The sequence below is a fragment of the Corynebacterium suicordis DSM 45110 genome (genome assembly GCF_015351405.1).
In the GTDB taxonomy this organism is placed as follows: domain Bacteria; phylum Actinomycetota; class Actinomycetes; order Mycobacteriales; family Mycobacteriaceae; genus Corynebacterium; species Corynebacterium suicordis.
In genome coordinates this window covers 755836-780118 of sequence record NZ_JADKMY010000001.1, presented here as the reverse complement: position 1 = coordinate 780118, position 24283 = coordinate 755836, and the positions used below count along the sequence as shown (strand labels likewise).

The 24283-nt window shown below is 61.6% G+C and carries 25 protein-coding genes; 8 read left to right on the top strand and 17 right to left on the bottom strand.

What is annotated here, in order from left to right; translation table 11 throughout:
• Positions 1-21 precede the first annotated feature (21 nt).
• Positions 22-372, top strand: coding sequence for a DUF5997 family protein (locus IRY30_RS03660; RefSeq protein ID WP_194556549.1), 351 nt, complete (start codon positions 22-24; stop codon positions 370-372).
• Here the strand turns inward: IRY30_RS03660 and IRY30_RS03655 are convergent.
• The 4 genes from IRY30_RS03655 to IRY30_RS03640 are packed head-to-tail and all read right to left on the bottom strand — an operon-like array spanning position 263 to position 4586.
• Entirely contained in the window at positions 263-1186 is a 924-nt protein-coding gene (locus IRY30_RS03655; protein WP_194556012.1) for an ECF transporter S component family protein, read from the bottom strand. The two genes, IRY30_RS03660 and IRY30_RS03655, sit on opposite strands and share 110 nt — an antisense overlap.
• Positions 1179-2837 carry an ABC transporter ATP-binding protein gene (locus IRY30_RS03650; protein ID WP_194556011.1) on the bottom strand — a complete coding sequence of 553 codons (1659 nt, stop codon included), beginning with the start codon at positions 2835-2837 and terminating at the stop codon, positions 1179-1181. The genes IRY30_RS03655 and IRY30_RS03650 overlap by 8 nt, the downstream gene beginning before the upstream one ends.
• Entirely contained in the window at positions 2834-3955 is a 1122-nt protein-coding gene (locus IRY30_RS03645) for an energy-coupling factor transporter transmembrane component T (protein WP_194556010.1), read from the bottom strand. The genes IRY30_RS03650 and IRY30_RS03645 overlap by 4 nt, the downstream gene beginning before the upstream one ends.
• Before the next feature lie 25 nt (positions 3956-3980).
• Positions 3981-4586, bottom strand: coding sequence for a hypothetical protein (locus tag IRY30_RS03640; RefSeq protein WP_194556009.1), 606 nt, complete (start codon positions 4584-4586; stop codon positions 3981-3983).
• A gap of 680 nt (positions 4587-5266) precedes the next feature.
• Between IRY30_RS03640 and IRY30_RS03635 the strand changes: the two genes are divergently transcribed.
• Positions 5267-6439 (top strand): acyl-CoA dehydrogenase family protein, encoded by a 1173-nt coding sequence (locus IRY30_RS03635; protein ID WP_194556008.1) that lies wholly within the window; start codon positions 5267-5269, stop codon positions 6437-6439.
• Between the two features lie 94 nt (positions 6440-6533).
• On the opposite strand, the gene IRY30_RS03630 is transcribed toward IRY30_RS03635, so the two are convergent.
• The 4 genes from IRY30_RS03630 to IRY30_RS03615 form a co-directional block, all read right to left on the bottom strand.
• Entirely contained in the window at positions 6534-8120 is a 1587-nt protein-coding gene (locus tag IRY30_RS03630) for an MDR family MFS transporter (protein ID WP_194556007.1), read from the bottom strand.
• The gene (locus tag IRY30_RS03625) at positions 8117-8887 is read right to left on the bottom strand and encodes a TetR/AcrR family transcriptional regulator (protein WP_194556006.1); all 771 of its coding nucleotides are present in this window, start codon (positions 8885-8887) and stop codon (positions 8117-8119) included. The genes IRY30_RS03630 and IRY30_RS03625 overlap by 4 nt, the downstream gene beginning before the upstream one ends.
• Before the next feature lie 80 nt (positions 8888-8967).
• Entirely contained in the window at positions 8968-9756 is a 789-nt protein-coding gene (locus tag IRY30_RS03620) for an enoyl-CoA hydratase/isomerase family protein (RefSeq protein ID WP_194556005.1), read from the bottom strand.
• 9 nt (positions 9757-9765) lie between these two features.
• A complete protein-coding gene (locus IRY30_RS03615; RefSeq protein WP_194556004.1) occupies positions 9766-10776 on the bottom strand; it encodes a LysR family transcriptional regulator in 1011 nt (336 codons plus the stop codon).
• 70 nt (positions 10777-10846) lie between these two features.
• Between IRY30_RS03615 and IRY30_RS03610 the strand changes: the two genes are divergently transcribed.
• Positions 10847-11896: a TDT family transporter gene (locus IRY30_RS03610; protein WP_194556003.1), complete on the top strand. Its 1050-nt coding sequence runs from the start codon at positions 10847-10849 to the stop codon at positions 11894-11896.
• Between the two features lie 193 nt (positions 11897-12089).
• Here the strand turns inward: IRY30_RS03610 and IRY30_RS03605 are convergent, their stop codons facing one another.
• Positions 12090-12656, bottom strand: a complete 567-nt coding sequence (locus tag IRY30_RS03605) for an isochorismatase family protein (protein ID WP_194556002.1) — start codon at positions 12654-12656, stop codon at positions 12090-12092.
• A complete protein-coding gene (glyA, locus tag IRY30_RS03600; protein ID WP_194556001.1) occupies positions 12649-13935 on the bottom strand; it encodes a serine hydroxymethyltransferase in 1287 nt (428 codons plus the stop codon). Before glyA ends, IRY30_RS03605 begins: the two co-directional genes overlap by 8 nt.
• A 226-nt stretch (positions 13936-14161) precedes the next feature.
• Between glyA and coaA the strand changes: the two genes are divergently transcribed.
• Positions 14162-15109: a type I pantothenate kinase gene (gene coaA / locus IRY30_RS03595; RefSeq protein WP_194556548.1), complete on the top strand. Its 948-nt coding sequence runs from the start codon at positions 14162-14164 to the stop codon at positions 15107-15109.
• 13 nt (positions 15110-15122) lie between these two features.
• Here coaA and IRY30_RS03590 read toward each other — a convergent pair whose 3' ends face one another.
• Genes IRY30_RS03590 through mca form a run of 3 tightly spaced genes read right to left on the bottom strand, consistent with a single transcriptional unit; the run spans position 15123 to position 17228 of the window.
• Positions 15123-15893, bottom strand: coding sequence for an isoprenyl transferase (locus IRY30_RS03590; RefSeq protein ID WP_194556000.1), 771 nt, complete (start codon positions 15891-15893; stop codon positions 15123-15125).
• Positions 15894-15929: 36 nt separating this feature from the next.
• Positions 15930-16325, bottom strand: a complete 396-nt coding sequence (locus IRY30_RS03585) for a hypothetical protein (RefSeq protein WP_194555999.1) — start codon at positions 16323-16325, stop codon at positions 15930-15932.
• A gap of 18 nt (positions 16326-16343) precedes the next feature.
• A complete protein-coding gene (mca, locus tag IRY30_RS03580; protein ID WP_288813458.1) occupies positions 16344-17228 on the bottom strand; it encodes a mycothiol conjugate amidase Mca in 885 nt (294 codons plus the stop codon).
• Positions 17229-17307: 79 nt separating this feature from the next.
• On the opposite strand from mca, the gene IRY30_RS03575 reads away from it, so the two are divergent.
• On the top strand, positions 17308-17748 hold the full coding sequence (locus tag IRY30_RS03575; RefSeq protein ID WP_194555998.1) for a DUF4307 domain-containing protein: 441 nt from the start codon (positions 17308-17310) through the stop codon (positions 17746-17748).
• Positions 17749-17891: 143 nt separating this feature from the next.
• Positions 17892-18413 (top strand): transcription elongation factor GreA, encoded by a 522-nt coding sequence (greA, locus tag IRY30_RS03570; RefSeq protein ID WP_194555997.1) that lies wholly within the window; start codon positions 17892-17894, stop codon positions 18411-18413.
• 59 nt (positions 18414-18472) lie between these two features.
• On the opposite strand, the gene IRY30_RS03565 is transcribed toward greA, so the two are convergent.
• Together IRY30_RS03565 and IRY30_RS03560 are read right to left on the bottom strand one after the other, a co-directional pair.
• Positions 18473-19015: a DUF488 domain-containing protein gene (locus tag IRY30_RS03565; protein ID WP_194555996.1), complete on the bottom strand. Its 543-nt coding sequence runs from the start codon at positions 19013-19015 to the stop codon at positions 18473-18475.
• A gap of 91 nt (positions 19016-19106) precedes the next feature.
• Positions 19107-20006 (bottom strand): Bax inhibitor-1/YccA family protein, encoded by a 900-nt coding sequence (locus IRY30_RS03560; protein ID WP_194555995.1) that lies wholly within the window; start codon positions 20004-20006, stop codon positions 19107-19109.
• A 239-nt stretch (positions 20007-20245) separates the two neighbouring features.
• Here IRY30_RS03560 and IRY30_RS03555 point away from each other — a divergent pair, with 239 nt between their 5' ends.
• The gene (locus IRY30_RS03555; protein ID WP_194555994.1) at positions 20246-21832 is read left to right on the top strand and encodes a succinic semialdehyde dehydrogenase; all 1587 of its coding nucleotides are present in this window, start codon (positions 20246-20248) and stop codon (positions 21830-21832) included.
• 2 nt (positions 21833-21834) lie between these two features.
• Positions 21835-22599: a class I SAM-dependent methyltransferase gene (locus IRY30_RS03550; protein WP_194555993.1), complete on the top strand. Its 765-nt coding sequence runs from the start codon at positions 21835-21837 to the stop codon at positions 22597-22599.
• Here the strand turns inward: IRY30_RS03550 and IRY30_RS03545 are convergent, their stop codons facing one another.
• Complete coding sequence (locus IRY30_RS03545) at positions 22600-23319, bottom strand: SDR family oxidoreductase (protein WP_194555992.1); 720 nt, start codon at positions 23317-23319, stop codon at positions 22600-22602. It lies immediately after the preceding gene.
• Between the two features lie 10 nt (positions 23320-23329).
• Positions 23330-24178 carry an NAD(P)H-hydrate dehydratase gene (locus IRY30_RS03540; RefSeq protein ID WP_194555991.1) on the bottom strand — a complete coding sequence of 283 codons (849 nt, stop codon included), beginning with the start codon at positions 24176-24178 and terminating at the stop codon, positions 23330-23332.
• Positions 24179-24283: the final 105 nt, after the last annotated feature.

Here is a 24283-nt window from a genome sequence, read left to right as displayed (position 1 = left end):
AATGCGAAATCCGGTCCACCCATGAAGCCGTTGACGGCGGCCAAGAAACTGAACATCTACCTGCCAGCGGCGCCGCAGGAGTTTCAGGAGAACGACCTGACTCATGAGCAGTTCGTGGAGATTCAGAACAATCCGCCCGAGTGGCTGGAAACGCTGCGCCGGGAAGGACCACACCCACGCCCCGAGGTGGCCCGCAAGCTGGGCATCACCATCACCGCGCTGAAGAAGCACAACGTGGATGATTCCATGACCACCGCGCAGATCAAGTCCCTGCTGGAGGATCAGCCGGAGTGGTTGCGGGAGTCTCGTCGGCAGATGGCTGAGGAGCGCGAGCGCCAGCTGGCTGCCGAGGAACGTCAGAAGCAGTCCTAGGTTCTGTTTCCGCTGGCGCGGCAAAACTAACGGGAGCAGCAAAGGCCGCCTTGTGAGCCGCGCGACGCAAAGTGGCCAGCACCACCGGGGCTGCCACCAGCAATAACGCGATGGTCACCAGCGCGCGGATGATGTCCCACCCCAGCGAGGTACTGAGGGAAAAGACGATGAAGCGGTGGAGATTCTCCACCACGGCCGCGCCGGGAACATAGGACAGTTCGGTGTCCGCGCCCAGCGTGAACGGCCAAAAACTTAAGTTCAGCGCGAGGCCATAACCCAGCGCGGCGATCGCACCGTATGCAGCGAGCACCAGCATCTCCAGTTTCCCACGCCACTGCGGGAGCAATCCGGCGCCAAACGCCACCCAGGCCGCGCCCAGCATCTGATACGGCAGCCACGGCCCCACCCCACCGGTGAGCAGCGCGGAAGCGAACATCCCGGTGCAGCCCAGCACGAATCCAAAGGCTGGCCCAAATACCCGTCCGCCCAGGATGAGCACGAAGAACACGGTCTCAAACCCCGCACTTCCCGCCCCGAGTGGACGCACCGCTGCCACCGCGGCCGAGAGCACCCCGAGCATCGCCACGGCTTTCACATCAAAGCCCTCTTCGCTGATCTCCGCCAGGACCACTGCCAGGATCATGGGGATGAGCACCGCGATGATCAGCGGAGTGCGCGAGGAAAAACCCTCCAGTGCGCCGGGACTGGCGAACAACGGCCACGCGAACATCACCACGCTGGCCAGCGCCACGATCCCTAGGAACACCAGCGATTTCCTGCGCAATCGGATGGCGTTAGTCGTCTGCTCAGGCATCCAGAACCCCAGCGCGTTGCACGTCAGCCACGGTGAGCCAGCGGGAATCGTGGTGCACACCCGCGGTCACCTTGGCTACCTGCGGGGCATAGCCCACTGAGCTGGAGAGAATATCCACCGCGGGGCCATCGGCGATGATCTCTCCCCCGGCCATCTCCAGCACCCGATCCGCGCACAAGGCCGCAAACTCCACATCATGGGTGGCGATAAGCACCGCGTGTCCGCGCTCCCGCAAAGTCTCAAGTGCGCTGACCAGCGCTCGCTTTGCCGAATAGTCCAAACCGCGGGTGGGTTCATCACACAGAATTATCTGCGGGCCGGCTGCCAGCTGAATGGCCAGCACCAGGGCCAGGCGCTGCCCCTCGGAGAGATCCCGCGGGTGCGCAGAATCCGGCACCCCGGGAAGCAACGAATCCAGGATGCCACGGGTATCCGCCCCAGATTCTCGATCACTGCGCTCTAATTCCTCCCGCACGCTGGGGAGATACAGCAGGTCGGTCGGGGTTTGCGGGACCAGGCCCACCAGCCGCCTGCGCGCACCCGGTTTGAGCTGAGCCGGATCCGCTCCCTTCACCGAAACCTCGCCAGAAGTTCTAGCCAGCCCTCCCTGCAGGGCCCACAGCAGCGTGGATTTCCCGCAGCCGTTACGCCCCATCAAAACCGCCACCTCGCCCCCGCGAAGGCTGAGGTCGGTCTTCTGCAGCGCCTCAATTCCCGGGTAGCTCACGCGCAATCCGCGAGCTTCGAGGAGCACCTCACCTTGAGGCTCCGCAGTCTCTGATCCCGGGCGGGGGGTGGAATGGAGTTGGCGTCGCAAAGCAGACCCTGCAACTCGCGCCTCCCGCACGGACAAAGGCAACGGCAACCAACCAGCCCACCGACCCAGTTCCACCACGGGTGGGGCCACCTCCGAGGTACGCATGATCTCCCGCGGCTCCCCCACCTGCACGTATCCCTGGCTATCCACGTGCGCCACGCGATCCGCATACTGCAGCACGCGCTCGATGCGATGCTCGGCAACCACGACCGCTGTGCCCATCTCATGCGCCAAACGCTGGATGATACCCAGCACGTTATCGGCGGCGTTCGGATCCAACGCGCTGGTGGGCTCGTCCATCACGATCAACGCTGGGTTCGCCATGAGCACCGCCCCCAGCGCCACTCGCTGCTGTTCCCCGCCGGAAAGCATGCGCAGGGGCATCTCGCGCAACTCCGCAATGCCCAGCAGATCCAGGATTTTCTCCATCCTCCGCCGCATCTCCGCCCGCGGCATCCCCAGCTGCTCCATGCCATAGGCCAGCTCCTCTTCCACGGTGTCCGCCACGAACGTGGATTGCGGATCCTGATGCACCACCCCGATGGCATCGGCCAACATTCGCGGCGGGAATTCGCGGGTATCACGGCCCAGCACGCGCACGGTTCCGGACAGCGTGCCGCCCGTGGTGTGTGGCATGGCCCCGGTCATTGCCCGCAGCAACGTGGATTTTCCACTCCCTGTGGCACCGACCACCAGCAGGATCTCGCCCTCGTTCAGGGTCAGGGAAACCTCTTTGAGTGTTTCGACGCCAACCCCTGCGTAGCGCGCGGACACCCGATCCATCTCCAAAAGCGGCTCGGTGGACCAGGGTTCGCGAAGCGGGATATTTTTCATGCGCTCATCTCAACTTTCCTTCGCGGGCTCCTGCGCCGGGCAACGGGTGCCGGTTCTGGGGTGAGCACTGCGGGCAGGGCTGCCACGAGCAGGGAGGCGATCACCAGCCACGGTACTTCCGGTGGCGCGAGGGGGAAATTGGGCTGCAGTAGTGCGCTGGGGTGAATGGCTTTGGTGAAAAATACGGACATTGCCACCAGCAGCCCGCAGCCCACGGTCAGCCATTCTGCGCCCGCCCATTCGGGGCGGAAGTATCGCGTGACCTGCGAACGCTTGCTCTGCAGGCGCAGCGCCACAAACACTAGCGCACAGCTCACGAGCAGCACGCCCACGTTCACCAGCGGCGGCAGTGTCGCATCCAACAGCAGGTAAAGCCCCACGCACACCCCCACCAAACCGCAGAAAGATACCGCAGTATTGAGCCTTCGTTGCCCCCGCGGGAGCAAAGCCCTACGGCCGTATCCGCGAGAATCCATGCTTGCCGCCAATTTGAGCGCGCCTTCCAAGGTGTCCTGCAGCACCGGCAGCAAGAGTGCCGGGATGCTGCGCAGTCCCGTCGTATTTTCGCCACGCAATCCCTGCGCCCGGCGCACACGCACCAGAGATTCCGCGAACTGCGGGGCCAGCGACAACGCGATCACCACCGCGGTGCCCACTTCCCCCAACGCGGCGGGTAAGGAGCGCACCAGCTGCTTGGGATTGGCCAGTGTGTTCGCGGCACCCACAGCGATGATGATGGTGCCCAGCCGCAGACCATCCACCCCGGCCTGCACCACGCCTTCCCAGTACACCGGCCCCAGTATCCCGATGCCCGCTGCCCATTCGGGAAGATACAACCGCGGAAACTCCAGGAGAAGCAGCTTGCCCATCTTCACCCCGACCAGCACATACATGCCCAGGCGGAAGGCCACGATGAACCCCGCCAGCGCCACATAGAGCCCAAACGCCCGGGCCCATGGCGCGTTTCCCTGCCGAGCCACCACCACCAGCCATAACACTGCGATCATGCACAGCAGCACCAGCGGGTTATTCACGAAACCCGCGCTCACCGCCATCCCCACGGCCCAGATCCACCACGCCCACGGATTCAGGGAACGCGGCGCAGCTTGACCCAACACGGTGAATGCAGACTAAGCGGGGAAATTAAACGGTGCGGCGAGAATTGCGCTTGCGCACGAAGTACATGGCCAGCCCCACCAGTGCCAGCAGAACCACGATCACGCCGGCGATCGGTAGCCACACGTTCTCGCTCTTTTCTTCCTCAATCACCGTGTCATCATCGTTCTGCTTGTTCCCAGCCTCCGGTACTTCTCCGGGCTGTGCGGAGTTTCCGAATGCCCAGCCTTCAACGGTGCCGGCCTTGGCGATCTGCTCGTTGGCACCCTTCTCGCTGAATGCCCACTCCCCGCCCAAAGGCGCGGTGTAGTAACCCCAGAAAGCATCCATTTCCGGCGCCTTGGAACAATCCGCGTTCTCCGGAGCACCATTGATCTGGCAGATCATGCCCGGCATGCTGGACACGGGGGTGACTTCGAATCCGGCCTGATCCAGCGCTTCCAATCCCGTGGCGCCGTCCTTGGCGCAACCTTCGCCTTCACCGGCGACGACCACGGTCACCTCGTCGGTTCCACAGCTGCTGGTTTCCGCGCCTGCGGTGCTCATCATGGTGGTGCTCAGGCAGCTCATGGCAACCAGGCCGCTCGCGGATACTGTGGCTGCCAGTCGACGTGTGAAAGTGTGGGAATTCATCGCACCATTGCTTCTTTAGTGTTGAGTGACCACTTCCCTCGCTGGGAGTGGGTAGACATGAAGATCCTATACTGCGGCCAAGACAGCGCATGCGAAAAACCGCCCGCAAGCTAATGCTCGGAGCGGTTTATCTCGCAAAAGTTTTCGGTGACGAGCCGGAAACAGTGCCATTCAATCTTGCTCGGATATTCAGCCGCGCAGGTGACGAGTCTGCGCAGATCGTGTGAGTATCCCGCCACGCTTAGCTCGAATCCGCTTCGGCGGTATTAACTCCGCGGATCGGGCTCGGCTGCCGGAGAGAAGAGATCCGGTTGCCAGTGGCTATTCCACAACTGCAGTGCATCTCAGGTGACTAGCCTGTGACACATAGATAGGTTAGCTAGACCTCACTTAGTATGTCAATATTTTCGCAACTTCTTTGTTGTTTAATTGCATACCCGCAGGCAGCTCCATTTATTTTCTTTTCGACGCCACCCTCTTCCGCCCTCCCCCAGGCCCCTCCCGATCCCTCACCCGCGGTAAACGAGGACCCATCCACCCCTCCGCTACACACAAAGCGAAGATATTTAGCAAAGAGACTGCGTAAGCGATATGGTTATAGCCATTGCGAGGTGCAGATCACACTGAGTGTCTGTGAGTCTCCAAAACCATATTTTCCTTGATCCTCTGAGAGGGAGTTCATGAAGAATTACTTGCCACGCGAAATTTTCGAAGATGAGCACAACATGTTCCGCGAAACCGTTCGCGACTTCGTTAATGCCGAAATCAAGCCAAACGTAGAGCGCTGGCACGAGCAGGGCTACTGCGACCGTGAGATGTTCAAGAAGGCAGGCGACATGGGCCTGCTGGGCATCATGGCACCGGAGGAGTTCGGCGGCGGCGGCATGGCCAACGACTACCGCTTCAACGCAATCGTTTCCGAGGAACTCGCCGAAGCTGACTCCGGATCCGTCATCGTAGGCATCCAAACCGTGAACGATTTGGTCATCCCCTACCTCGATCGATTTGGCAATGACGAACAAAAGCGTCGATTTCTAGCGCCGCTGATTGCGGGCGACAAGATCGCCGCTCTGGCCATGACCGAGCCGGGCGCCGGTGCTGACCTCGCTGGTATCCGCTCCATCGCCCGCAAGGACGACAACGGCGACTACATCCTCAATGGCTCCAAGACCTTCATCTCCAACGGTGTTCAGGCTGACTTCACCCTCGTCGTGTGCGTCACCAACCCGGAGAAGGGCCGCGCTGGCGTGTCCATGCTCATCATCGAAGATGGCATGGAGGGCTACACCAAGACCGGCCCGTTGAAGAAGGTTGGCCTGAAGTCTCAGGACACCGCCGAGCTGTCCTTCGAGGACGTTCGCGTTCCCAAGGAGAACCTGCTGGGTGAGGAGGGCGCCGCTTTCGGCTACCTGCGCACCAACCTGGCTCAGGAGCGCCTGTCCATCGCCGTGGGCTCCATCGCCACCTCCCGCCGCGCGTTCGACCTGGTCTTCCAGCACGGCAAGGACCGCAAGACCTTCGGTAAGCGTCTCGTCGATCACCAGGCTTACGGCTGGGAGCTCGCCAAGATGGTGACCGAGATCCAGTCCGCTCAGTCCTTCGTTGACGCCTGCATTATGGAGAAGGTCGAGGGCAACCTCGATGAGGTTACCGGCGCTATGGCTAAGTACCTCACCACCGAGCTGCAGATCAAGGTCGTTAACCAGGCTCTGCAGATGCACGGTGGCTACGGCTTCATGATGGAGTACCCGATCGCTACGCACTACCTCGATTCCCGCGTGCAGCCGATCTACGGCGGCCCGAACGAAATCATGATCGAGATCATCTCCCGCCGCCTGGCCAAGAGCGAGTAATCCTCTAGCGCTAGTCGCAGGGCGACTCGCCCCCAAGTCTTCACCACCCGTTCCGGTTTTCCCCGGTGCGGGTGGTGTTCGTCGTTTCGCGGGGCTAGTCGATCGTGGTGCGCAGCGTGACTTCCTTCACCATCACCAGCAGCACGAACGCAGCGATACAGAACGGCAGCATGATGAGAAAGACCGGGGTGAGCGCGTCATTGTACGAGTTCACGAACACGTCGTGGATCGGTCCGGGCAGGTGGTTGACGATGGCCGGGGTCAGGCTTCCCTCCGTCACGTGACTGGACTGTTCCTGCGCCTGCAGCTTTGCAGACATCTCCGGTGGGAGCTCGGCCATCGCGGCTGGGATTCGTTCCTTAATCAACGTCGACAGGTGGCTGGAGAAGATACCGCCCACGAGGGCCGAACCCAGCGCTGCGCCGAGCTGGCGGATGAAGTTGTTTGTGCCGGTCGCCACGCCCACCTTCTTCAGCGGGAAAGAGTTCTGCACGACCAGGATGAGAATCTGCATCGTCATACCAAGGCCGAGCCCCAGCAGGAACAGGCACATCCCCAAGTACCACAGCGAGGTATCCGGGGTCAGGCGGTGGAAGAGCACCAGCGCGATGCCGACGATCACCATGCCCACGGGCGGGAACACTCGGTAGCGACCCGACCGGGTGACGTAGCGTCCGACGGTAATCGACATCACGAGCATGCCGATCATCATGGGGATCATCATGTAGCCGGACTTCGTTGGGTTCAACGAGTGGACCATCTGAATGTAGGTCGGCATGTACCCCATCACGCCGAACATCGTGATACCAATGCACAAGCCGGCGAGCGTAATCATGCGGAAATTGTGGCTGCGGAAAAGGTCCAGCGGAATCATTGGCTCCTGGGCCTTGCGCTCGACCGCGATGAGCAGCATCAAGGAGACAACAAAGCCGATAATGAGGCCGATGATCACCGGGGATCCCCATGGGTACTGGTTTCCTCCCCAAGTGGTGAACAGAATCAACGTCGAGGCCGTCGATGCCATGAACAGCATTCCCAGCCAGTCGAGGTTGAGCTTCGTCTTGCGCGCGGGCAAGTGCAGAGCCCAAATCGTCACAGCGATCGCCAGTAGGCCCAGCGGAATGTTCATCCAGAACGCCCAGCGCCAGCCGGGGCCATCCGTGAACCAACCACCGAGGGTGGGGCCGAGCACTGAGGACACACCGAAGATGCCTCCCATGTAGCCGGCATACTTGCCGCGCTCACGGGCGGAGACAACGTCCGCCATAATGGCCTGCGACAGAATCATCAAACCACCGCCGCCCGCGCCCTGGATACCGCGGCCGATAATCAGCATGGTCATGTCGGTCGCCAACGCACCCATGACCGAACCCACCAGGAAGATGGCGATAGAGGCGATGAACAGGGGCTTGCGGCCCATCTGGTCGCCGAGCTTGCCATAGATCGGCATCGTAATGGTCTGCATAAGCAGGTAGGCCGTGATGACCCACGACATATGTTCGACGCCACCAAGGTCACCGACGATGGTCGGCAGTGCGGTGCCGAAAAGCATCTGGTCGAGGGACGCCAAGAGCATCGCCATCATGATGGAAGCCATCACCGCGGCAATGTTGGTCTTCTGGCTCCCTGAATTGGCAGCAGTGTCCTCAGCAGCGGGAGTCGCCTTGTGGGGTTGACTCATGATTCTTTTCCTTCGTTGTGCGCCTGAGGACCGCTGTCGCCAACAGCGCGCTGGTTGTCGGCGGGGGCTTCTTTCGGCGAGTGGACGGGGCAGTATTCCTGATCGAGCACGTAGGCCATCGTTCCTAGTGCGCCCACACAGGCATTGTAGAGCTCGGCGTGTGATGATGACGTGCCGTTCATCCAGTAGTGCGTGCCCATGCGGATGGCCGAGTGTGCCATCGTGACGAGCATGCGGGACTCTTGTTCGGCATCCACCGTGGGCAGTCGGCGCGCCTCGGGGTGACGGTCGAAGTACTGCCCTACCAAGAGCGAGACCAGATCGAGCTGGCGCATCATTGACATGACCCGAGCCGCGGCCAGCTCCTCGCTGGCGTGCATGATTTTCTTGCGGCGGCGCTGCAAGGTGGCCATGAACTCTTCGGAGCGGCCTTCGTTGAGCTGGGCTTGCTGCAGAATCAAGCGAATAATGCCCTTGATGAGCTCGTTGGCCGAGGTGGCGAAGAATTCGTCTTGCAGCTCGTCACTGATGTCTGTGTGGAGCCGCTCTAGTGTGGCGGTTCGCTTGGAGTCGAAGTAGTTGAAAAACGTGCGCTTCGAAATGTGAGCGGCGTGGCAGATGTCATCGACGGTGACGTTCTCGTAGCCGTTGTCGAGGACCAGTTGGGTGGCGTGATCCTCGATACTGCACAGGGTCTCAATTCGTTTGCGTTCGCGTAATCCAGCTTCTTCGACGGAAGCGTCGAAGTACGGGATATGGGAACTCACAGAAGTAAACCTAGTGAATATTTACACCAGGTGCAATGTTTTACCGCGGGCGAGCCAGCCACACTACCAGTTGCCAGCCACTACTGCCCGGTAAAGCTCGGCGGCCGCTTGTCCAGGAATGCCTGGATAGCCTCGAGGTGATCGGAGGTCGTCCCCAACTTGTCCTGGGCCACGGACTCCTCCGAAGCTCCAGCAATGGTCTCGGCGGCGCGCTTCACCAAGTTCTTCGTGGCGACAAAAGAGGCCGTGGGACCGCTAGCCATGCGGTCGGCCAGCACCTGCGTAGCGGCGTCGAGATCCTCGGGAGCAACCAATTGAGTAACGAGCCCGAGGTCGTTGGCGCGCTCTGCGGGGATCTTCTCGTCAAGAAGCAGCAATTCCAGCGCCTTGGAACGGCCCACAGCGTGGACGAGCGTCACGGACAGGCCCGAGTCGGCCGTCAGCCCCACACCGGAGAACGCCCCCTTGAACGAGGCCGCGGTGCTCACCACGCGCAGGTCGCACGCCATGGCCAGCCCCCAACCGGCACCGGCGGCCGGGCCCGGGATAGAGGCGATGACGGGCACGGGGATGGCCAGCAGGGCGGCGACCATGGGGTTGTATTCGCGCACAACCTTGCCGGTGGCCCCGCCTGTGCGCATGTCCTCGAGTTGCTCCTTGAGGTCCTGGCCAGCACAAAAAGCCTTGCCCTCGGCGCGCAGCACCACCGCGCGGATCGTGCCAGCCTCCGCATCGGCGGCCGCGCGGATGAACGCATCGAGCAGCGCGCGGCGGAGCTCACGGTTGAGCGAGTTGTGCGCCTGAGGGCGGTTGATGGTGATGGTGCGCACCGCACCGGTGGTGGAAACGAGCAGTGTGTCCTGAGTCATAGTTCAAGTCTAGGACACGTGCCCATCCTGATAATCCACGAGGAAGGGCAAAAACCAATGCGCCGGTTCGGAGAGCTGGTTTTTCGAGCTCCACACCACCCGCAGCGGCCGGTCGAAACTCACCCCCGCCACCGGAACTTCCACGTACTCCCCCGTGGCCAACTGCGCGGCCACCGCCCGGCGCGCGATCACACCCGGCGCGCCCAGGGCCCCGATCGCCGTGCGCTGGGCTCCCAGCGAGCCGAACTCCCCGGCCGGGGGTGCGAGCCTGCCGAGGACATCCTCCACGACCTCCCGGGTGCCACTGCCCTGCTCACGCAGCACCAGCGGCGTGGATTGCAGCTCCTCCATCGTCACCTGAGCAGGGGCAGGTGCGGCCGTGCCCGGTCGCGCTGCTGGGCGTTCATCGTTATCCGAGTTATCCGACGCCACCCAGTGGTGATCTGCCGGCACAACAACCACCAGTTCATCGTGGCCCAACACCCGTTGGTGCAGTTCGTGCGCCACCCAGTTGCCCTCCACCACCGCGAGCTCCGCTTGGCCTTGGACCACCTGGTGTTGGGCTTCCCGGCTATTGAGCTGGCGCATGTGCAGATGGGTCTGCGGGTGGGCTCGTTGGTAGGCCGCCGCCCAGCGGGGGTAGTCCAACTCCGCCACCGTGTGGGAGACCACCAGGGTGAGCTCCTCGGTGATGTCTTCGCCGATGGCGGCCTCCAAGCCGCGGGCGCAATCGTTAAGAGCCTCCTCCAACCCCTCGAGGGCGCGGACGACTTTCTGGCCCGACTCTGTGGTGGAACTACCCGCGGCACCGCGCCAGAAGACGCGCGTGTTCAGGTGTTTTTCCAGCTTGGCGATGCGCGTGCTGACGGCTTGCTGGGAGACTCCCAGGTATTTAGCGGCCTGGTTCATGCCGCCATGCCGGGCGACGGCGAGGACGGCATCGACCGTGAGGGCATCGGGAACGTAGCCGCGTCGAACATGGGACGACGCATCGTTACCATCATGTCGTGGAGGGTACATTCATTCATTGTAACCCCGTTCCGTTTTTACGCTCTCCCGCATCGGTTCGGCGGTGCTTAACCTCGAAAACATGATTAAGACACAGAGCAGGTTGGAACTACCACCACTAGGACCCGGCTGGGCCGGAGCAGTTATGGGACTGGGCATCACCTCGTCCCTCATGGATATTCACTTGAGCCCGATCATGGGCCACCTCCCCGCCGAGATCATGCTCGGCGCCGCAACACCCCTCGCCCTGGCACTCGCCGTGGGCTTCATCAAGTACCGCAACCCGGGCTTCTACGCCAGCGACATGCCGGCATGGGGCATGGTCTCCATGGGCATCCTGGCCCTGGGCAGCGCATACTCCCTCATCTTCAACGCCTGGCCGATTCACGCATTCTGCTGGGCAGTCGGAACCGTCTTGGGCGTGATTACCTGCGTGAGGTTCCTCCACTTCCTCATCTTCAACCACCACCCCGCACCCGCCTTCACCTGGGGACTACCGCTCGTGGCACCCATGGTTGCCGCAACCTCCTCGGCGCAGCTGGCACCGCACGCCGGTGACTGGGGCTCGACCGTCCACGGGATCGGCGTAGCCTGCTTCGTGCTGGCCTGGGCCGCAGCAGTGCCGGTATTCGCCTTCGTCTACCTGCGCACCTTCCCGAAGATCCCCACCAGCTTCGCCACCACCGCATGGATCCCGCTGGGTCTGGTTGGCCAGTCCACCGCAGCTGCACAGCTGCTCGCCGGTGAACAGTGGCACTTCCGCACCATGATCTACGGCATCGCAATGCTCAGCGTGGGCATCCCGCTGGCCGTCTACGCCCTCATCAAGCACTGGGGCGCAGCCCTCGGCGGCACCCCGATGTCCTACAACCCCACCTGGTGGGCCAGCACCTTCCCCGTGGGCACCTGCTGCCTCGGCGCCCACATTCTGTCCACGCAGCCCGCTGCACTTGCTTGGGGCATGAGCTGGATGAACGGCATCAGCGCCGCCCTGCTGGTCCTGCTTCTCGTCCACGTTACCTGGGCAGCCTTCGGAGTCATCAAGATCATTGAAAACCCCTTCCGCCCGGTGCGCACCAACGGCCCCAGCACTGTTGCTCAGCTGGGACTGGCCAACTCCGCAAGCCACTAGATTCACTGGGATCACTTGGCTCGCTAGGATCAGCCACTACACCCGAGTACCCCTCCCGCTCTGTCTGATCACAACAAACAACAAGCCCGCCGATGGTTTCTCACCATCAGCGGGCTTGTTGCAGTGCTGCATGCTTCAATGCTGCTTGTCTCAATGCTGTTCGGAGCGTCAACCAGCTCGGCAATCGAGAAGGCTAGCCGCGGACGATCTCCGCGCCAGCATCCTCCATCTCCTGAATCGCGGACTTTCCGCCCTGCTCAGTCACCGCCGAGCACAGCCGTTCAATGACGCGCACTTCGAATCCAGCCTTCAACGCATCCAGTACCGTGGCGCGCACGCAGAAGTCCGTGGCAATGCCCACCACAGTCAGCTTCTCAACCTCGCGCGAACGCAGCCACTGCTCCAGCGTGTCGCTGGCACCCTCCAGGTGCCCCTCGAAGCCGGAATAGGCAGCCGTGTACTCGCCCTTGCGGAACCAGACCTGCACGAGGTCCGCGTCCAGCTCGGAGCAGACCTGGGCGCCGTGCGAGTTCGCTACGCAGTGCACTGGCCATGTATCCACGTAATCCGGCTCATCGCTGAAGTGGCCCTTCGGGTCGATGTGCCAGTCCATCGTGCCGACAACGTAGGTGTTGTCCCCCATGTCGGCGTCGGACAAAAAAGAGGAAATGCCGCGGGCGACTTCCACGCCCCGTGCGGTTCCTAGGGAACCATCAACGAAATCGTTTTGGACGTCTACAACCAGAACGGCCTTAGACAATTTTCCAGTCCTCCAGGCCCTCGTACAGCGGGAAGTCGCGGGTGACCTTCTCCACGCGGGCGCGCAGAGCCTCAAGGTCGGCGTTGCCTGCCAGGGCGGTGCCGATCACGTCGGCAACCTCGGTGAACGCCTCGGCATCCAGGCCACGTGAGGCCAGCGCGGAGGCACCGATGCGCAGGCCGGAGGTGACCATCGGCGGACGAGGGTCGAAAGGAACAGCGTTGCGGTTAACGGTGATGCCCACCTCGTGCAACAGATCCTCGCCCTGCTGACCATCCAGCTTGGAGTTGCGCAGATCCACCAGCACCAGGTGCACGTCCGTGCCACCGGTCAGAACCTGCACACCAGCGGCCTGCGTGTCCTCGGCATTCAAGCGCTCCGCCAAGATCTGCGCGCCCTCGATGGTGCGCTGCTGACGATCCTTGAACTCCTCTGTCTGTGCCACCTTCATGGCCACAGCCTTGGCAGCTACAGCGTGCATAAGAGGTCCACCCTGCTGACCAGGGAACACAGCGGAGTTGAGCTTCTTGGCCCACTCCTGCTTCGCCAAGATCAGACCAGAGCGCGGGCCGCCCAGCGTCTTGTGCACGGTGGTGGAAACCACGTCAGCGTGAGGTACTGGAGAAGGGTGGAGACCAGCGGCCACCAGACCAGCGAAGTGCGCCATGTCCACCCAAAGCTTGGCTCCCACCTCATCGGCAATAGATCGGAACGCAGCGAAGTCCTGGTGGCGAGGGTACGCGGACCAACCCGCGATCAGAACCTGCGGCTTTTCCTTGATGGCCTGCTCGCGGATCTGATCCATATCCAGGCGCATCGTGTCCGGATTAACCTCGTATGCAGCAACCTCGAAAAGCTTGCCCGAGAAGTTCAAGTGCATGCCGTGAGTCAAGTGACCGCCGTGAGCCAGGGACAGACCCATGATCTTGTCGCCGGGGTTGGCCAGGGCCATCAGCACAGCGGCGTTAGCCTGCGCACCAGCGTGAGGCTGCACGTTGGCGAACTCTGCACCGAAGACCTGCTTGGCGCGGTCCCGGGCGAGGTCTTCTACCACGTCGGCATATTCACAGCCACCGTAGTAGCGACGCCCTGGGTATCCCTCCGCGTACTTGTTCGTCAGCACCGAGCCCTGAGCCTGCAGCACGGCGCGGGGCACGAAGTTCTCGGAGGCGATCATCTCCAAGGTCCCGCGCTGGCGCCCCAGCTCCCCCGCGATGGCTGCAGCCACTTCCGGATCGAGCTCATCAAGGGGCATATTGTGCTGAAGCTGCTCTGTCATCGGGTTCTAGCCTTTCGAGGGTTTCACTGCGGCATAAAAGAGCCATATCTATTCGCAATCAATTCGCATTCTACGCCAGCAGCATGACTCCCACTACCACCCACCACCCCGCCTCTCGACCACTTTCCTGGCAATAATTTCAACAAGCACGCAAGGAGGGTGCACAATGGTCTGCATGACGCAGCCCCCACCGGTGCCGACGGGTCTCCCCGAGGAAGAATCCGCGATGAATCCCCGCGCTTCTACTCGCGATTCTTTTTCCACGGTCAGCCCCTATATTGAGCTGCGACGCAGCCAATGGCAGAAGCTGCGCAAGTCCATGCCCCAGGTGCTCACGGAAGACGACCTCGAAGAGCTGCGCGGCATCGGCGAGGAGATCAATCTCGAAGAGGTCTCCGAGATCTATCTCCCCCTCTCCCGCCTGATTCACCTGCGCGTGGAGGCGCACCGTCTGCTCAACGAAGCCTCGGCGATCTTCCTCGGTGAGCAGGATTCCAAGGTTCCCTACATCATCGGCGTGTGTGGCTCCGTGGCCGTGGGCAAGTCCACCACCGCCCGCTTGCTCCAGGTGCTGCTGCAGCGATGGAAGTCCAGCCCGCGGGTGGACCTGATCACCACCGATGGCTTCCTCTACCCCACCAAGGACTTGGAAGCCCGGCGATTGATGCACCGCAAGGGATTCCCGGAATCCTATGATCAGGCAGACCTTCTGCGGTTTGTGACCCAGGTGAAATCGGGCGCGCGCAACGTCAAGGCTCCCATCTACTCCCACGAGGCCTACGACCGCGTGGAGGGTGAATACATCAACGTGGACCAGCCGGACATTCTGATCGTGGAGGGGCTCAACGTCCTCCAGACCGGCCCAACCCTCATGGTCAGTGACCTCTTTGATTTTTCGGTGTACGTCGACGCCAAACGCGAGGACATCGAAGACTGGTACATCAACCGCTTCCTGCGCCTGAAGAACACTGCGTTCAAGGACCCCAGCGCGCACTTCCACCACTTCGCGGATCTCTCTGATGAAGAAGCCACCGTGGTGGCCCGCGAGATCTGGCAGAACGTGAACCTGCCCAACCTCACGGAAAACATCCTCCCCACCAAGGTGCGCGCCTCATTGGTGCTGCATAAGGGCCCAGATCACTTGGTGGAAACCGTGCGGATGCGCAAGCTCTAAACTCTGTTAACCCTTAGAGCCCGAAGCGGCGGTGGCGCTCCCCATAGGAGCGCAACGCGCGGAGGAAATCCACGCGACGGAATGCTGGCCAGTACGTCTCGGTGAAGAAGATCTCTGAGTATGCGGACTGCCACAGCAGAAATCCGCTGAGTCGCTGCTCGCCGCTGGTGCGGATCACCAGATCGGGATCAGCTTGCCCCGAGGTGTACAGGTGATCCCCCAGTGCCTCGGCGGTGATGCGCTGAGCCATCGCCTGGGATTCCACGCCCTGTTCTGCAAGCTCATCGACTAGTTCCTGGACGGCGTCGATAATCTCCTGCCTACCGCCGTAGCCCACCGCAATGTTCACGCGAACGCCGGTGTGACCCGCGGTGGCCTCTTCGTTTTTCCGCAGGCGAGCAGTGAGGCTTTCCGGGAGAAGTTCCAGATGGCCCACGGCGTGGACTTGGAAGCTGGCGTCGTCCTTGGCCAGCTCCTCGGCGACATCCCCGATGATGGTGCAGAGCAAATCCAATTCCTCGGATGCTCGCTTCAAGTTTTCGGTGCTGAGCAGGTAGAGCGTGACCGTCTCGATACCCAGCTCATCGCACCAGTTGCAGACTTCCGCGATCTTCTGGGCCCCCACCCGGTGCCCGTGCGAAACATCCGTGAACCCATTTTCGCGTGCCCACCTGCGGTTACCATCGGCCATGATGGCGATGTGCTGCGGAATCGGCTTATCGCGCAGCGAGCGGGCCAGTTGCGCTTCGTATGCGGGATAAAGAAAATTCGGAATGGTGGTCACCCCGTTGATTCTAGCGCCCGCACTTCGTGTTGGCGCTTAGCGCTCTTCCGGGTGCTGCTTGCGCTGTTTCTCCGCATCAATCGCTGCTGGTCCCGTGGTGATGCCGGAAACTGGCTCGAAGCGATCGCTCGTCTTTGGCACCTCGGTGCGGGCAAACATCACGCCATCGCGCGCGGTCTCGTCGTAGCCCTCCGCAGCCATGGCTGCTTCCAGCTTCTCCTTATCGAACAGATCGATCCCCCGCGCATCGGCAAAGGCGCGCCGGCGTTCCATGCGGCGGATCCGCTTGTTCATGAGAAAGCCCAGCGTCAGCACGACAACCAGCAACCCGAGGATCACGAAGAGGCCGATGGGAGCGGCCTTGCCGAACTCCGGGCCCATGGGGCCTTCGTGGACTTGTTGCTGAGCGATGATGAAGGTCGCGGTGTTCATATCTCTAGTGTGCTCCGCCTATAGCCCTGCAAACAAGTCAGTTTCCGGGATTTCGGTCTTCACCCGGCTCTTGGCCAGCTCAAATTCCTCGGTGGGCCAGATCTTGCGCTCCACTTCTGGGCTGGACACGAAGAACGGTCCGTCAGGATCCACCTGGGTGGCGTGCGCGCGCAGAGCGTCGTTACGCTTCTCGAAATAATCCCCCGCCGGAACCTGGGTGGTGACCCGGGGAAAGATGTCCGGCATCTTGCGCCACAGCGACATGCGATCCAAGACCTCTTCCGCATTGGGCAGCGTTGCCTTGAGCTCTTCTTCCAACAGCTCGAAGCGGCGGCTGACGAACCCGTGCGTGTAGTAGAGCTTCTTGATTTCCCACGCTTCTCCCAGATCCGGCCGGTACTCCGGATCCGCGGCCGCATCCCACGCCCGCATGGAGACGTTGTGCACCATGATGTGATCCGGGTGCGGGTAGCCACCGTTTTCGTCGTAGGAGATCACCACGTGCGGGCGGAATCGGCGGATGACTTCCACCACCGCAGCGGTGGCCTCATCTTCCTCCAGCATTGCGAAGCAACCCTCCGGGAGTGCGGGCAGTGGATCGCCCTCCGGCAGACCCGAATCCACGAATCCCAGCCATTCGTGTTCCACGCCTAGAATCTCCGCGGCAGCGGACATCTCCGATTTCCGGGTGGCGATCATGTCTTCCACATGCTCGATATTCGGGTTGAGGATATCCCCGCGCTCACCGCCGGTGCACGTGAGCACGCGCACGGTATGCCCTTCTTCCACATAGCGCGCCATGGTGGCGGCACCCTTGCTGGATTCATCGTCAGGGTGCGCGTGAATCGCCAGCAGGCGGAAGTGCTCCCCACCTTCGGTGGTTTCGGCTGAGTGTGTGGTCACGGGAAAGTTCGCTCCTCAAAGTTGTGAACAGATAATAATGTACTCTCCGGCGAACTGGTGTTATACGATGGCATACATCATGAACACCGTAGATACCCCAGTGCTGCAAGATCGTTACGGCGATACCCGGAACTCCAATTTCACCGGGAAAATTCTGGTCATCATCTTCGTGGGGATGATCATCGCAGCGGGTATCTACATCTTCTCCATGGTCACGCGCACCTCCGAGGCCTCCGTCACCGCCGTGGAAACTAATGGCGAGGTGGTCTCCGATTCCAAGGTGACCAGCCAGATCGATGTCACCCGCGATGACCCCACCCAGGCCGCCTACTGCATCGTCACCGCTCTGAACTATCAGAAGGACGAGGTTGGGCGTCGAGAAGTACTCATCCCCGCGGGAGGTGCGAGCACCACGCGCTACGAGATCGACATCCAGACTCGCGAATCTGCGCACGCCGCCAAGGTATACGGCTGCTCCATTCACATTCCTCCGCACCTGGAGGCAAAACCAGCCCAATAAGTTTTCCTAACATTTTGGATTGCTGATGGAAATCGCCGGGATGGCCGGGTGTTACACTAGCTCGGACAATCTCGGCACTTGTGCCCCACTTCGCCTTGTTGCCCCAAGTTGCGAACAATACTTAAAAAGGATGTGTAAGCACCATGGCTGATGACCAGACTCGCTGGCTCACGCAGGAAGCCTACGACCGCCTCAACCAGGAGCTCGTCTCCCTCAAGGAGAACCGCCCCATTCTGGCCGCGGAAATCAACGAGCGCCGCGAAGAGGGCGATCTGAAGGAGAACGGCGGCTACCACGCTGCCCGCGAACAGCAGGGTCAAGAAGAGGCGCGCATCGTGTACCTCGAGGAACTGCTGGATAGCGCCACCATCGGTGAGGCTCCACAGGAGTCCGGTGTGGCTCAGGTGGGTTCTGTCCTGCACGTCTACTACGACGATGACAAGGACGATAAGGAAACCTTCCTCCTCGGTACCCGCGGCCTGGAGAGCTCCAACCCAGACCTGGAGACCTACTCCACCGATGCTCCTCTGGGTGCAGCTCTGGTGGGCGCCAAGAACGGTGAATCCCGCGAGTACCAGACCCCGCAGGGTTCTTCCGTGAAGGTCACGCTGATCTCCGCTGAGCCTTATGATCCGGACCGCGATGTCCCCCGCGACCAGCAGTAATACTTCCCGCTGATCGCTGCATACAACCCGCTCCTCCCCATACTGAGGAGCGGGTTTTGCTATGCCGGCGGGTAGATCAGGTTACCTTCAGAATCCTTGGTTGGCGTGGCTCCCCATTGCCCCAGCACGTGTTGCTTGGGCTTGCCGTTGGTCATGAGGTGCCAGACATCCCAGTCCCGCGAGACCAGCACGTTGGAGACCAGCAACCGGTGGCAGCGCCAGGGCATCGGCTCGCCGCACATGATGGCCACATTGTTCTCGCTGGCCAGGGCTTCCAGTTCCTTGAGCCCCTCGCGAAAGTCTTCCGTGAGGGTGTAATCGGCGTAGTTTTTAAAGCTGGCATTTTCCCAGCCCGCGTTCACGTCCGGGTCAACGTCCTTTTGTTTCCGACGCCGCCCACCCAGCTTTTCCATGCGCTGATAGCGCACTCCATGCTCGGGGAGCCACTCCGCCATTGCATCCTGCCCGAACTGTGGGTTTCGTCGAGATCCAGGGTGCGCGCGGACATCCACCAGCACGTCGATGTCATGTTCCTTGAGCGGTTCCATGAAGTCGGGGATGGGGCAGGTCCAGTGCCCGATGGTCCATAACTTTCTTTCCATATCTTAAACTTACGCTGCCCTGCACACGCAAAAACCGCCTCCCCCGATTGGTTTTCGGGGAGGCGGTTAGCTTAAAAGATCCGGCGAGAAATTAATCCCTCTGGAAGTAGCTCAGCAGACGCAGGATCTCGACGTACAGCCAGACCAAGGTCACGGCCAGGCCAAGGGCCACGCCCCATGCCATCTTGGAAGGAGCACCGGAGCGCACCAGGCGATCAGCCTGGTCGAAGTCCAGCAGGAAGCTGAAGGCTGCGATGCCGATGCAGACCAGGGAGAAGATGATGGCGATTGGGCCACCATCGCGCAGTGGGCCAGCGGAGCCGGTCAAGAGGCCGAACACCAGGTTGCCCAAGGCCAGGACCAGCACGCCGATGAGGGCGCCGACCATGAAGCGGGTGAACTTAGGAGTCACGCGGATAGCGCCGGTCTTGTAGACGAAGAGCATGCCCACGAACACGCCGATGGTACCGAGGACTGCCTGACCGATCAGGGCGCCGGCGTTCACTCCGGAGACCATGAGGTTGGCGAACATGAAGCTGATTCCGCCGACAAACAGGCCTTCGAACGCTGCGTAGATCAGCGTGACTGCTGCGGAGCCGTACTTCTTGCCGAAGGTGGACACCAGCACGGTGACCAGACCGCCGATGGCACCAACAATGGTGAGGATCGCGCCCACTCCGGGGTTAGCGGAGTAGATGAAGTAGTTCACCAGAGCCACAGCCACGATGACGGCCAAGGTGATTCCGGTCTTGGTGACCACATCATCCACGGTCATTGGGCGATCAGAGGTGCCTGCAGCACCGTAGTTAGCAGCACCCTCCATACCCTGATGGTAAGCGGCGGTCTGCACGCCACCCTGGGCAGCAGCCATGTTGCCCATGTTTCCGTAAGGATCCTGCTGGCCACCCTGTTGCTGCTGGTTGGCTGGACCGAAAGGATGGCCGCCCTGGTTGGACAGCGATCCCATGACTGGGTTCGTTGAACTTCTCATGCGAATGTCACTCCAATTCTGCGATCTATTTCTGAGATCAGATTCTGAGACCTAATGTGGTGTTAGTGATGTTTCGCCACTCACATTACATGTGCTCTCCCCCTACATAACGCGCACACTAACAAGAAAGTTCCCAGCGTGTGAACTTCCTTGCGCAGGTGGCCAGGGCTTGGCGTCGGTTAAAGAAAAAATAAGAAACCCGGCGCATGGGTTCTCATGATTCACTAGAATCCGAACTCATGACACCACAGCGTTTGGAATTCGGACCCCTTCCTACCGATTTTGCACAGGAACTACGGGAGCTCACGGCGAATGCGCGCTTTGGCACTCTCGATGAGCACGGCGACAGTTTGACCATTGAAGCCCCCATGACCGGCGAGCCCATCGGCTGGGTTGGCGTGGGCAACGAGGAGATCACGAACCAGGCTTTCGAAGCGGCTCGTCGCGCTCAGAAGTCCTGGGTTCACGTGCCATTCTCTGAGCGGAAGAAGATCTTCCTCCGCTTCCACGATTCCGTGTTGAAGAACCGCGAACTGCTGGCCGATATGGTGCAGCTTGAATCCGGCAAGAACCGCACCGGCGCGTTCGATGAGATCATGGACGTGGCCAACAATGCTCGCTACTACGCCAATCGCGTGGAGAAGCTCATGAGCCCGCACACCCGCGCCTCCGCGATGCTTGTGCTGGCCAAGCCACGCGAGCACCGTCAGCCATTGGGCGTGGTTGGACAGATTTCCCCGTGGAACTACCCGCTGACCTTGGCCATCTCCGATGCTATTCCAGCCCTGCTGGCAGGTAACGGCGTGGTCTCCAAGCCAGACTCCAACACCCCGTTCACCGCGATGCTGGTCTTCAAGCTTCTCTACGAAGCCGGACTTCCTCGTAACCTGGCCCAGCTGGTCACCGGCTCCGGCCGCGTGGTGGGTTCCGCTATCGCTGAGCAGTGCGATTACCTCATGTTCACCGGCTCCACCAAGACCGGTAAGCACCTGGGTGAGACCATGGGCCGTCGCCTGGTGGGCTTCTCCGCCGAGCTCGGTGGCAAGAACCCGCTGATCGTCTCCAACGACGCGGACATGGAAAAGACCGCTCGCGGTGCCGTGGAGGCATGTTTCTCCAACACCGGCCAGCTGTGCGTGTCCGTGGAGCGCATCTACGTGGAGAAGGACAGCTACGATGAGTTCCTCGAGAAGTTCGTGGAGCGCACCAAGGCCATGTCCATCGGCGCAGGTTTCGATTGGGAGACCCAGGTTGGCTCCCTGGCCAGCGCGGATCAGCTGGAGACCGTGACGGACTTCGTCAACGATGCACGCGAGGCCGGCGCCACCATTGCTACCGGTGGCCGTGCTCGCCCAGATCTGGGCCCGTACTTCTACGAGCCCACCATTCTCACCGATGTGCCCAACGAGGCACGTCTGCTCAGCGACGAGGTCTTCGGTCCAGTCGTTTACGTCCAGCCGGTTGAGGACCTGGCGGAGGCAGTGAAGCTGGCCAACGACACCCCTTATGGCCTCAACGCATCCGTGTGGGCTGCGCCAGCGACCGGTTGGCGTATCGCGCCGCAGGTTTCCGCTGGTTCCGTGGGCATCAACGATGGCTACGTGGCCGCATGGTCCGCCATTGGCGCTCCTTCGGGCGGCATGAAGGAATCCGGCATGGCTTCCCGTCACGGTGAGTCCGGCCTGCTCAAGTACACCGCAGCGCAGAACATCGTGGAGCAGCGCTTCATGTCCATGCGTGGCCCAGAGCGGCTTGGTCGCAAGACCTACGCCACCGCGATGTCCACGCTGTTGCGTCTGGGCAAGAACCTGCGCATCCTGCCTTAGTTTTGTCTGATTCCCGCGTCTCGCGGTCGCATTGGGATGCCGATGCCGCGCGTTATGTCACCGAGCATGCCGATTACCTGGATGATTTCTACTGGTGCCCCGAGCGCCTGAGAGAATCCGAGGCGCATCTCCTCGGTGACGTCTCCGGCCAGCGCATCCTAGAGCTGGGCGCGGGCACTGCTCCCTGCTCTGAGTGGGTCGCTGCCCACGGTGGTTTTGCCGTGGCGCAGGATATCTCCGCCGCAATGTTGCGCGCCGGCCAGGGTGCTGGTGCGCACCGCGTGCAGTCCGATGCTGCGGAGCTTCCTTTTCTTTCCTCTGTTTTCGACGCCACCTTCTCCTCTTTCGGAGCTCTCCCCTTCGTGGCGGATCTCCCCCAAGCACTCCGCGAGATCAAGCGCGTGCTGAAGCCCGGTGGCCGGTGTGTGCTGGCCAGCAATCATCCGATGGCATGGGTGTTCCCGGATGATCCCGGCCCTGCAGGTTTGCTGGCGCAGGTGCCCTATTTTGAGCGCGCGTACGAGGAGTTCGGGGAGGATAATCCCACGCCTCCTTCGGACGACCCGCAGGTCAACGCATCGGCACGCACCTATGCGGAATACCACCACACCGTGGGCGATTGGGTGCGGGCCCACGCTCTGGCTGGGTTGCAGCTGGAGGACGTCATCGAACCCGAATGGGTGCCGGGCACGCCCCAGTGGGGTCAGTGGTCTGAGCTGCGGGGATCGGTGTTCCCCGGCACCGCGATCTTTATCAGCCGGGGCTGATTACTTGCCGTTGGCGGGGCGGATTGCGAGCTCCTCGATCACGGCGTCATCCCCCAGATCCACCGCGAGGCGCACTGCTTGGGCGATGGATTCTGGCTTGATGAATTGGCTGGCATCGTATTCGTTGCCGCGCTCGGCTTGGATTTCGCGCTGCATATCGGAATCCGCCTTGCCCGGGTGGATCGAGGTCACACGGATGGAGCCGCGCTGCTCTTCCCGAAGCGCGTCCGTGTAGGCCTTGAGCGCGTGCTTGGTGGTGGCGTATGGGCCGTAGCCATCACCGGAGTGGTAGCCGGCGCCGGAGTTCATGGCCACCAAGGTGCCGCCGGTGGCCTGCAGCGCTGGAAGCAACAGCTGGGTGAGCTCTGCCACGGCGAAGAAGTTCACGTCAAAGGCGCCCTGCCATTCCTCAGCTGCGGTTTCCGTGGTTGCCTTGTGCGCCACTACTCCGGCAGCGTGGACGATCACATCGACGCTCTGCAGGTCTAACTCAGCTACCTTGGCGCGCACCTCTTCCAGGTTGGCCAGGTCTGCGATGAACGGCTCCGCGCTGGGGAACAGCTCTGCCACTTCAGCAGCATTGTCGCTGGTTCCGCCCACGATAATGTGGTGGTCTTTGCTCAGCTCTTGGGCGATAGCGTGGCCCAAGCCGCGCGTAGCTCCGGTGACGAACGCGATGCGGGGGTGGCTGGATTTCTGCTGTTCTCTTAGATTGCTCATGGCTTCCGTTCTACCCCAGCTTCGCGATCGCCGAGGGAATCATCTCCGCAATCTTGGCGGCGCTAGTTGGTGCCGGGCCGAACTGGGTCTGCGCGGCGAGGTATGCCGCGTGGGAATGGATCATCACCCCGGTGGTGGCTGCGCGCACCCCCTGTCCGGGCTCTTCATCCGGGCGGGCCAAGAGCGCGCCGATGATCCCGCTCAACACATCCCCGGAGCCAGCGGTTGCGCCCCAGGATGAGCCGGCATCAATGGCGTGGGTCGTGGTGGCGTCGGAAATAATGGTGGTACGGCCCTTGAGCAGCACGGAGCAGCCTAGGGAACGGGCCAATTCTTGCGCGATGCTCACGCGGTCTTGGTCCGGGATGTCCAATGCCTCTTGCAGTCTGTCGGCTTCCCCGGCGTGCGGAGTGAGGACGGTCAAATCGCGCGTGTGCACGAGTTCCTGCAGGTGGGGATGCTTAGATAACAAGGTGAGGGCGTCTGCATCCAGCAACACTGGCTCCGGGCGGTCCAAAACTTCCTCGAGCTCGTGGAGGGCATCGTCATCGGTTCCGCGACCTGGCCCCACCACCCACGCCTGCGCTCGGCCAGCGGTGGACACGTCTGGGTGCGCCACGATCTCCGGATTGGCCAAAACCGGCGCGGTTGAATCACCGATATAGCGGACCATCGAGCTGGTGGTGCGCACGGCGGCTGTGGAACACAGGATTCCCGCCCCAGGAAAGTCCCTGCCACCTGCGCAGATAGCCACTACCCCGCCGCTGTATTTATCGTCTTTCGCGCTGGGCTCCCCCGGCAGGCCCATTTCCACGGTATCTGCGAGGGCATTCCACTGCTGGAGGGAAGAATTAGTCATGCCATTCAGCATAGGGCGTGCCAAGACAGGGGTAGCCCAACCTGCATGTTCGATTAATCAATCGAACCCTTTCAAGAACTGTCCTACCCACCACTATGCTGATTC

Coding starts and splice junctions, on each gene's coding strand:
- IRY30_RS03660 (WP_194556549.1), top strand. CDS start 22: ATGAAGCCGTTGACGGCGGCCAAGAAACTGAACATCTACCTGCCAGCG.
- IRY30_RS03655 (WP_194556012.1), bottom strand. CDS start 1,186: ATGCCTGAGCAGACGACTAACGCCATCCGATTGCGCAGGAAATCGCTG.
- IRY30_RS03650 (WP_194556011.1), bottom strand. CDS start 2,837: ATGAAAAATATCCCGCTTCGCGAACCCTGGTCCACCGAGCCGCTTTTG.
- IRY30_RS03640 (WP_194556009.1), bottom strand. CDS start 4,586: ATGAATTCCCACACTTTCACACGTCGACTGGCAGCCACAGTATCCGCG.
- IRY30_RS03635 (WP_194556008.1), top strand. CDS start 5,267: ATGAAGAATTACTTGCCACGCGAAATTTTCGAAGATGAGCACAACATG.
- IRY30_RS03630 (WP_194556007.1), bottom strand. CDS start 8,120: ATGAGTCAACCCCACAAGGCGACTCCCGCTGCTGAGGACACTGCTGCC.
- IRY30_RS03620 (WP_194556005.1), bottom strand. CDS start 9,756: ATGACTCAGGACACACTGCTCGTTTCCACCACCGGTGCGGTGCGCACC.
- IRY30_RS03615 (WP_194556004.1), bottom strand. CDS start 10,776: ATGTACCCTCCACGACATGATGGTAACGATGCGTCGTCCCATGTTCGA.
- IRY30_RS03610 (WP_194556003.1), top strand. CDS start 10,847: ATGATTAAGACACAGAGCAGGTTGGAACTACCACCACTAGGACCCGGC.
- glyA (WP_194556001.1), bottom strand. CDS start 13,935: ATGACAGAGCAGCTTCAGCACAATATGCCCCTTGATGAGCTCGATCCG.
- coaA (WP_194556548.1), top strand. CDS start 14,162: ATGAATCCCCGCGCTTCTACTCGCGATTCTTTTTCCACGGTCAGCCCC.
- IRY30_RS03585 (WP_194555999.1), bottom strand. CDS start 16,325: ATGAACACCGCGACCTTCATCATCGCTCAGCAACAAGTCCACGAAGGC.
- IRY30_RS03575 (WP_194555998.1), top strand. CDS start 17,308: ATGAACACCGTAGATACCCCAGTGCTGCAAGATCGTTACGGCGATACC.
- greA (WP_194555997.1), top strand. CDS start 17,892: ATGGCTGATGACCAGACTCGCTGGCTCACGCAGGAAGCCTACGACCGC.
- IRY30_RS03565 (WP_194555996.1), bottom strand. CDS start 19,015: ATGGAAAGAAAGTTATGGACCATCGGGCACTGGACCTGCCCCATCCCC.
- IRY30_RS03560 (WP_194555995.1), bottom strand. CDS start 20,006: ATGAGAAGTTCAACGAACCCAGTCATGGGATCGCTGTCCAACCAGGGC.
- IRY30_RS03555 (WP_194555994.1), top strand. CDS start 20,246: ATGACACCACAGCGTTTGGAATTCGGACCCCTTCCTACCGATTTTGCA.
- IRY30_RS03545 (WP_194555992.1), bottom strand. CDS start 23,319: ATGAGCAATCTAAGAGAACAGCAGAAATCCAGCCACCCCCGCATCGCG.
- IRY30_RS03540 (WP_194555991.1), bottom strand. CDS start 24,178: ATGACTAATTCTTCCCTCCAGCAGTGGAATGCCCTCGCAGATACCGTG.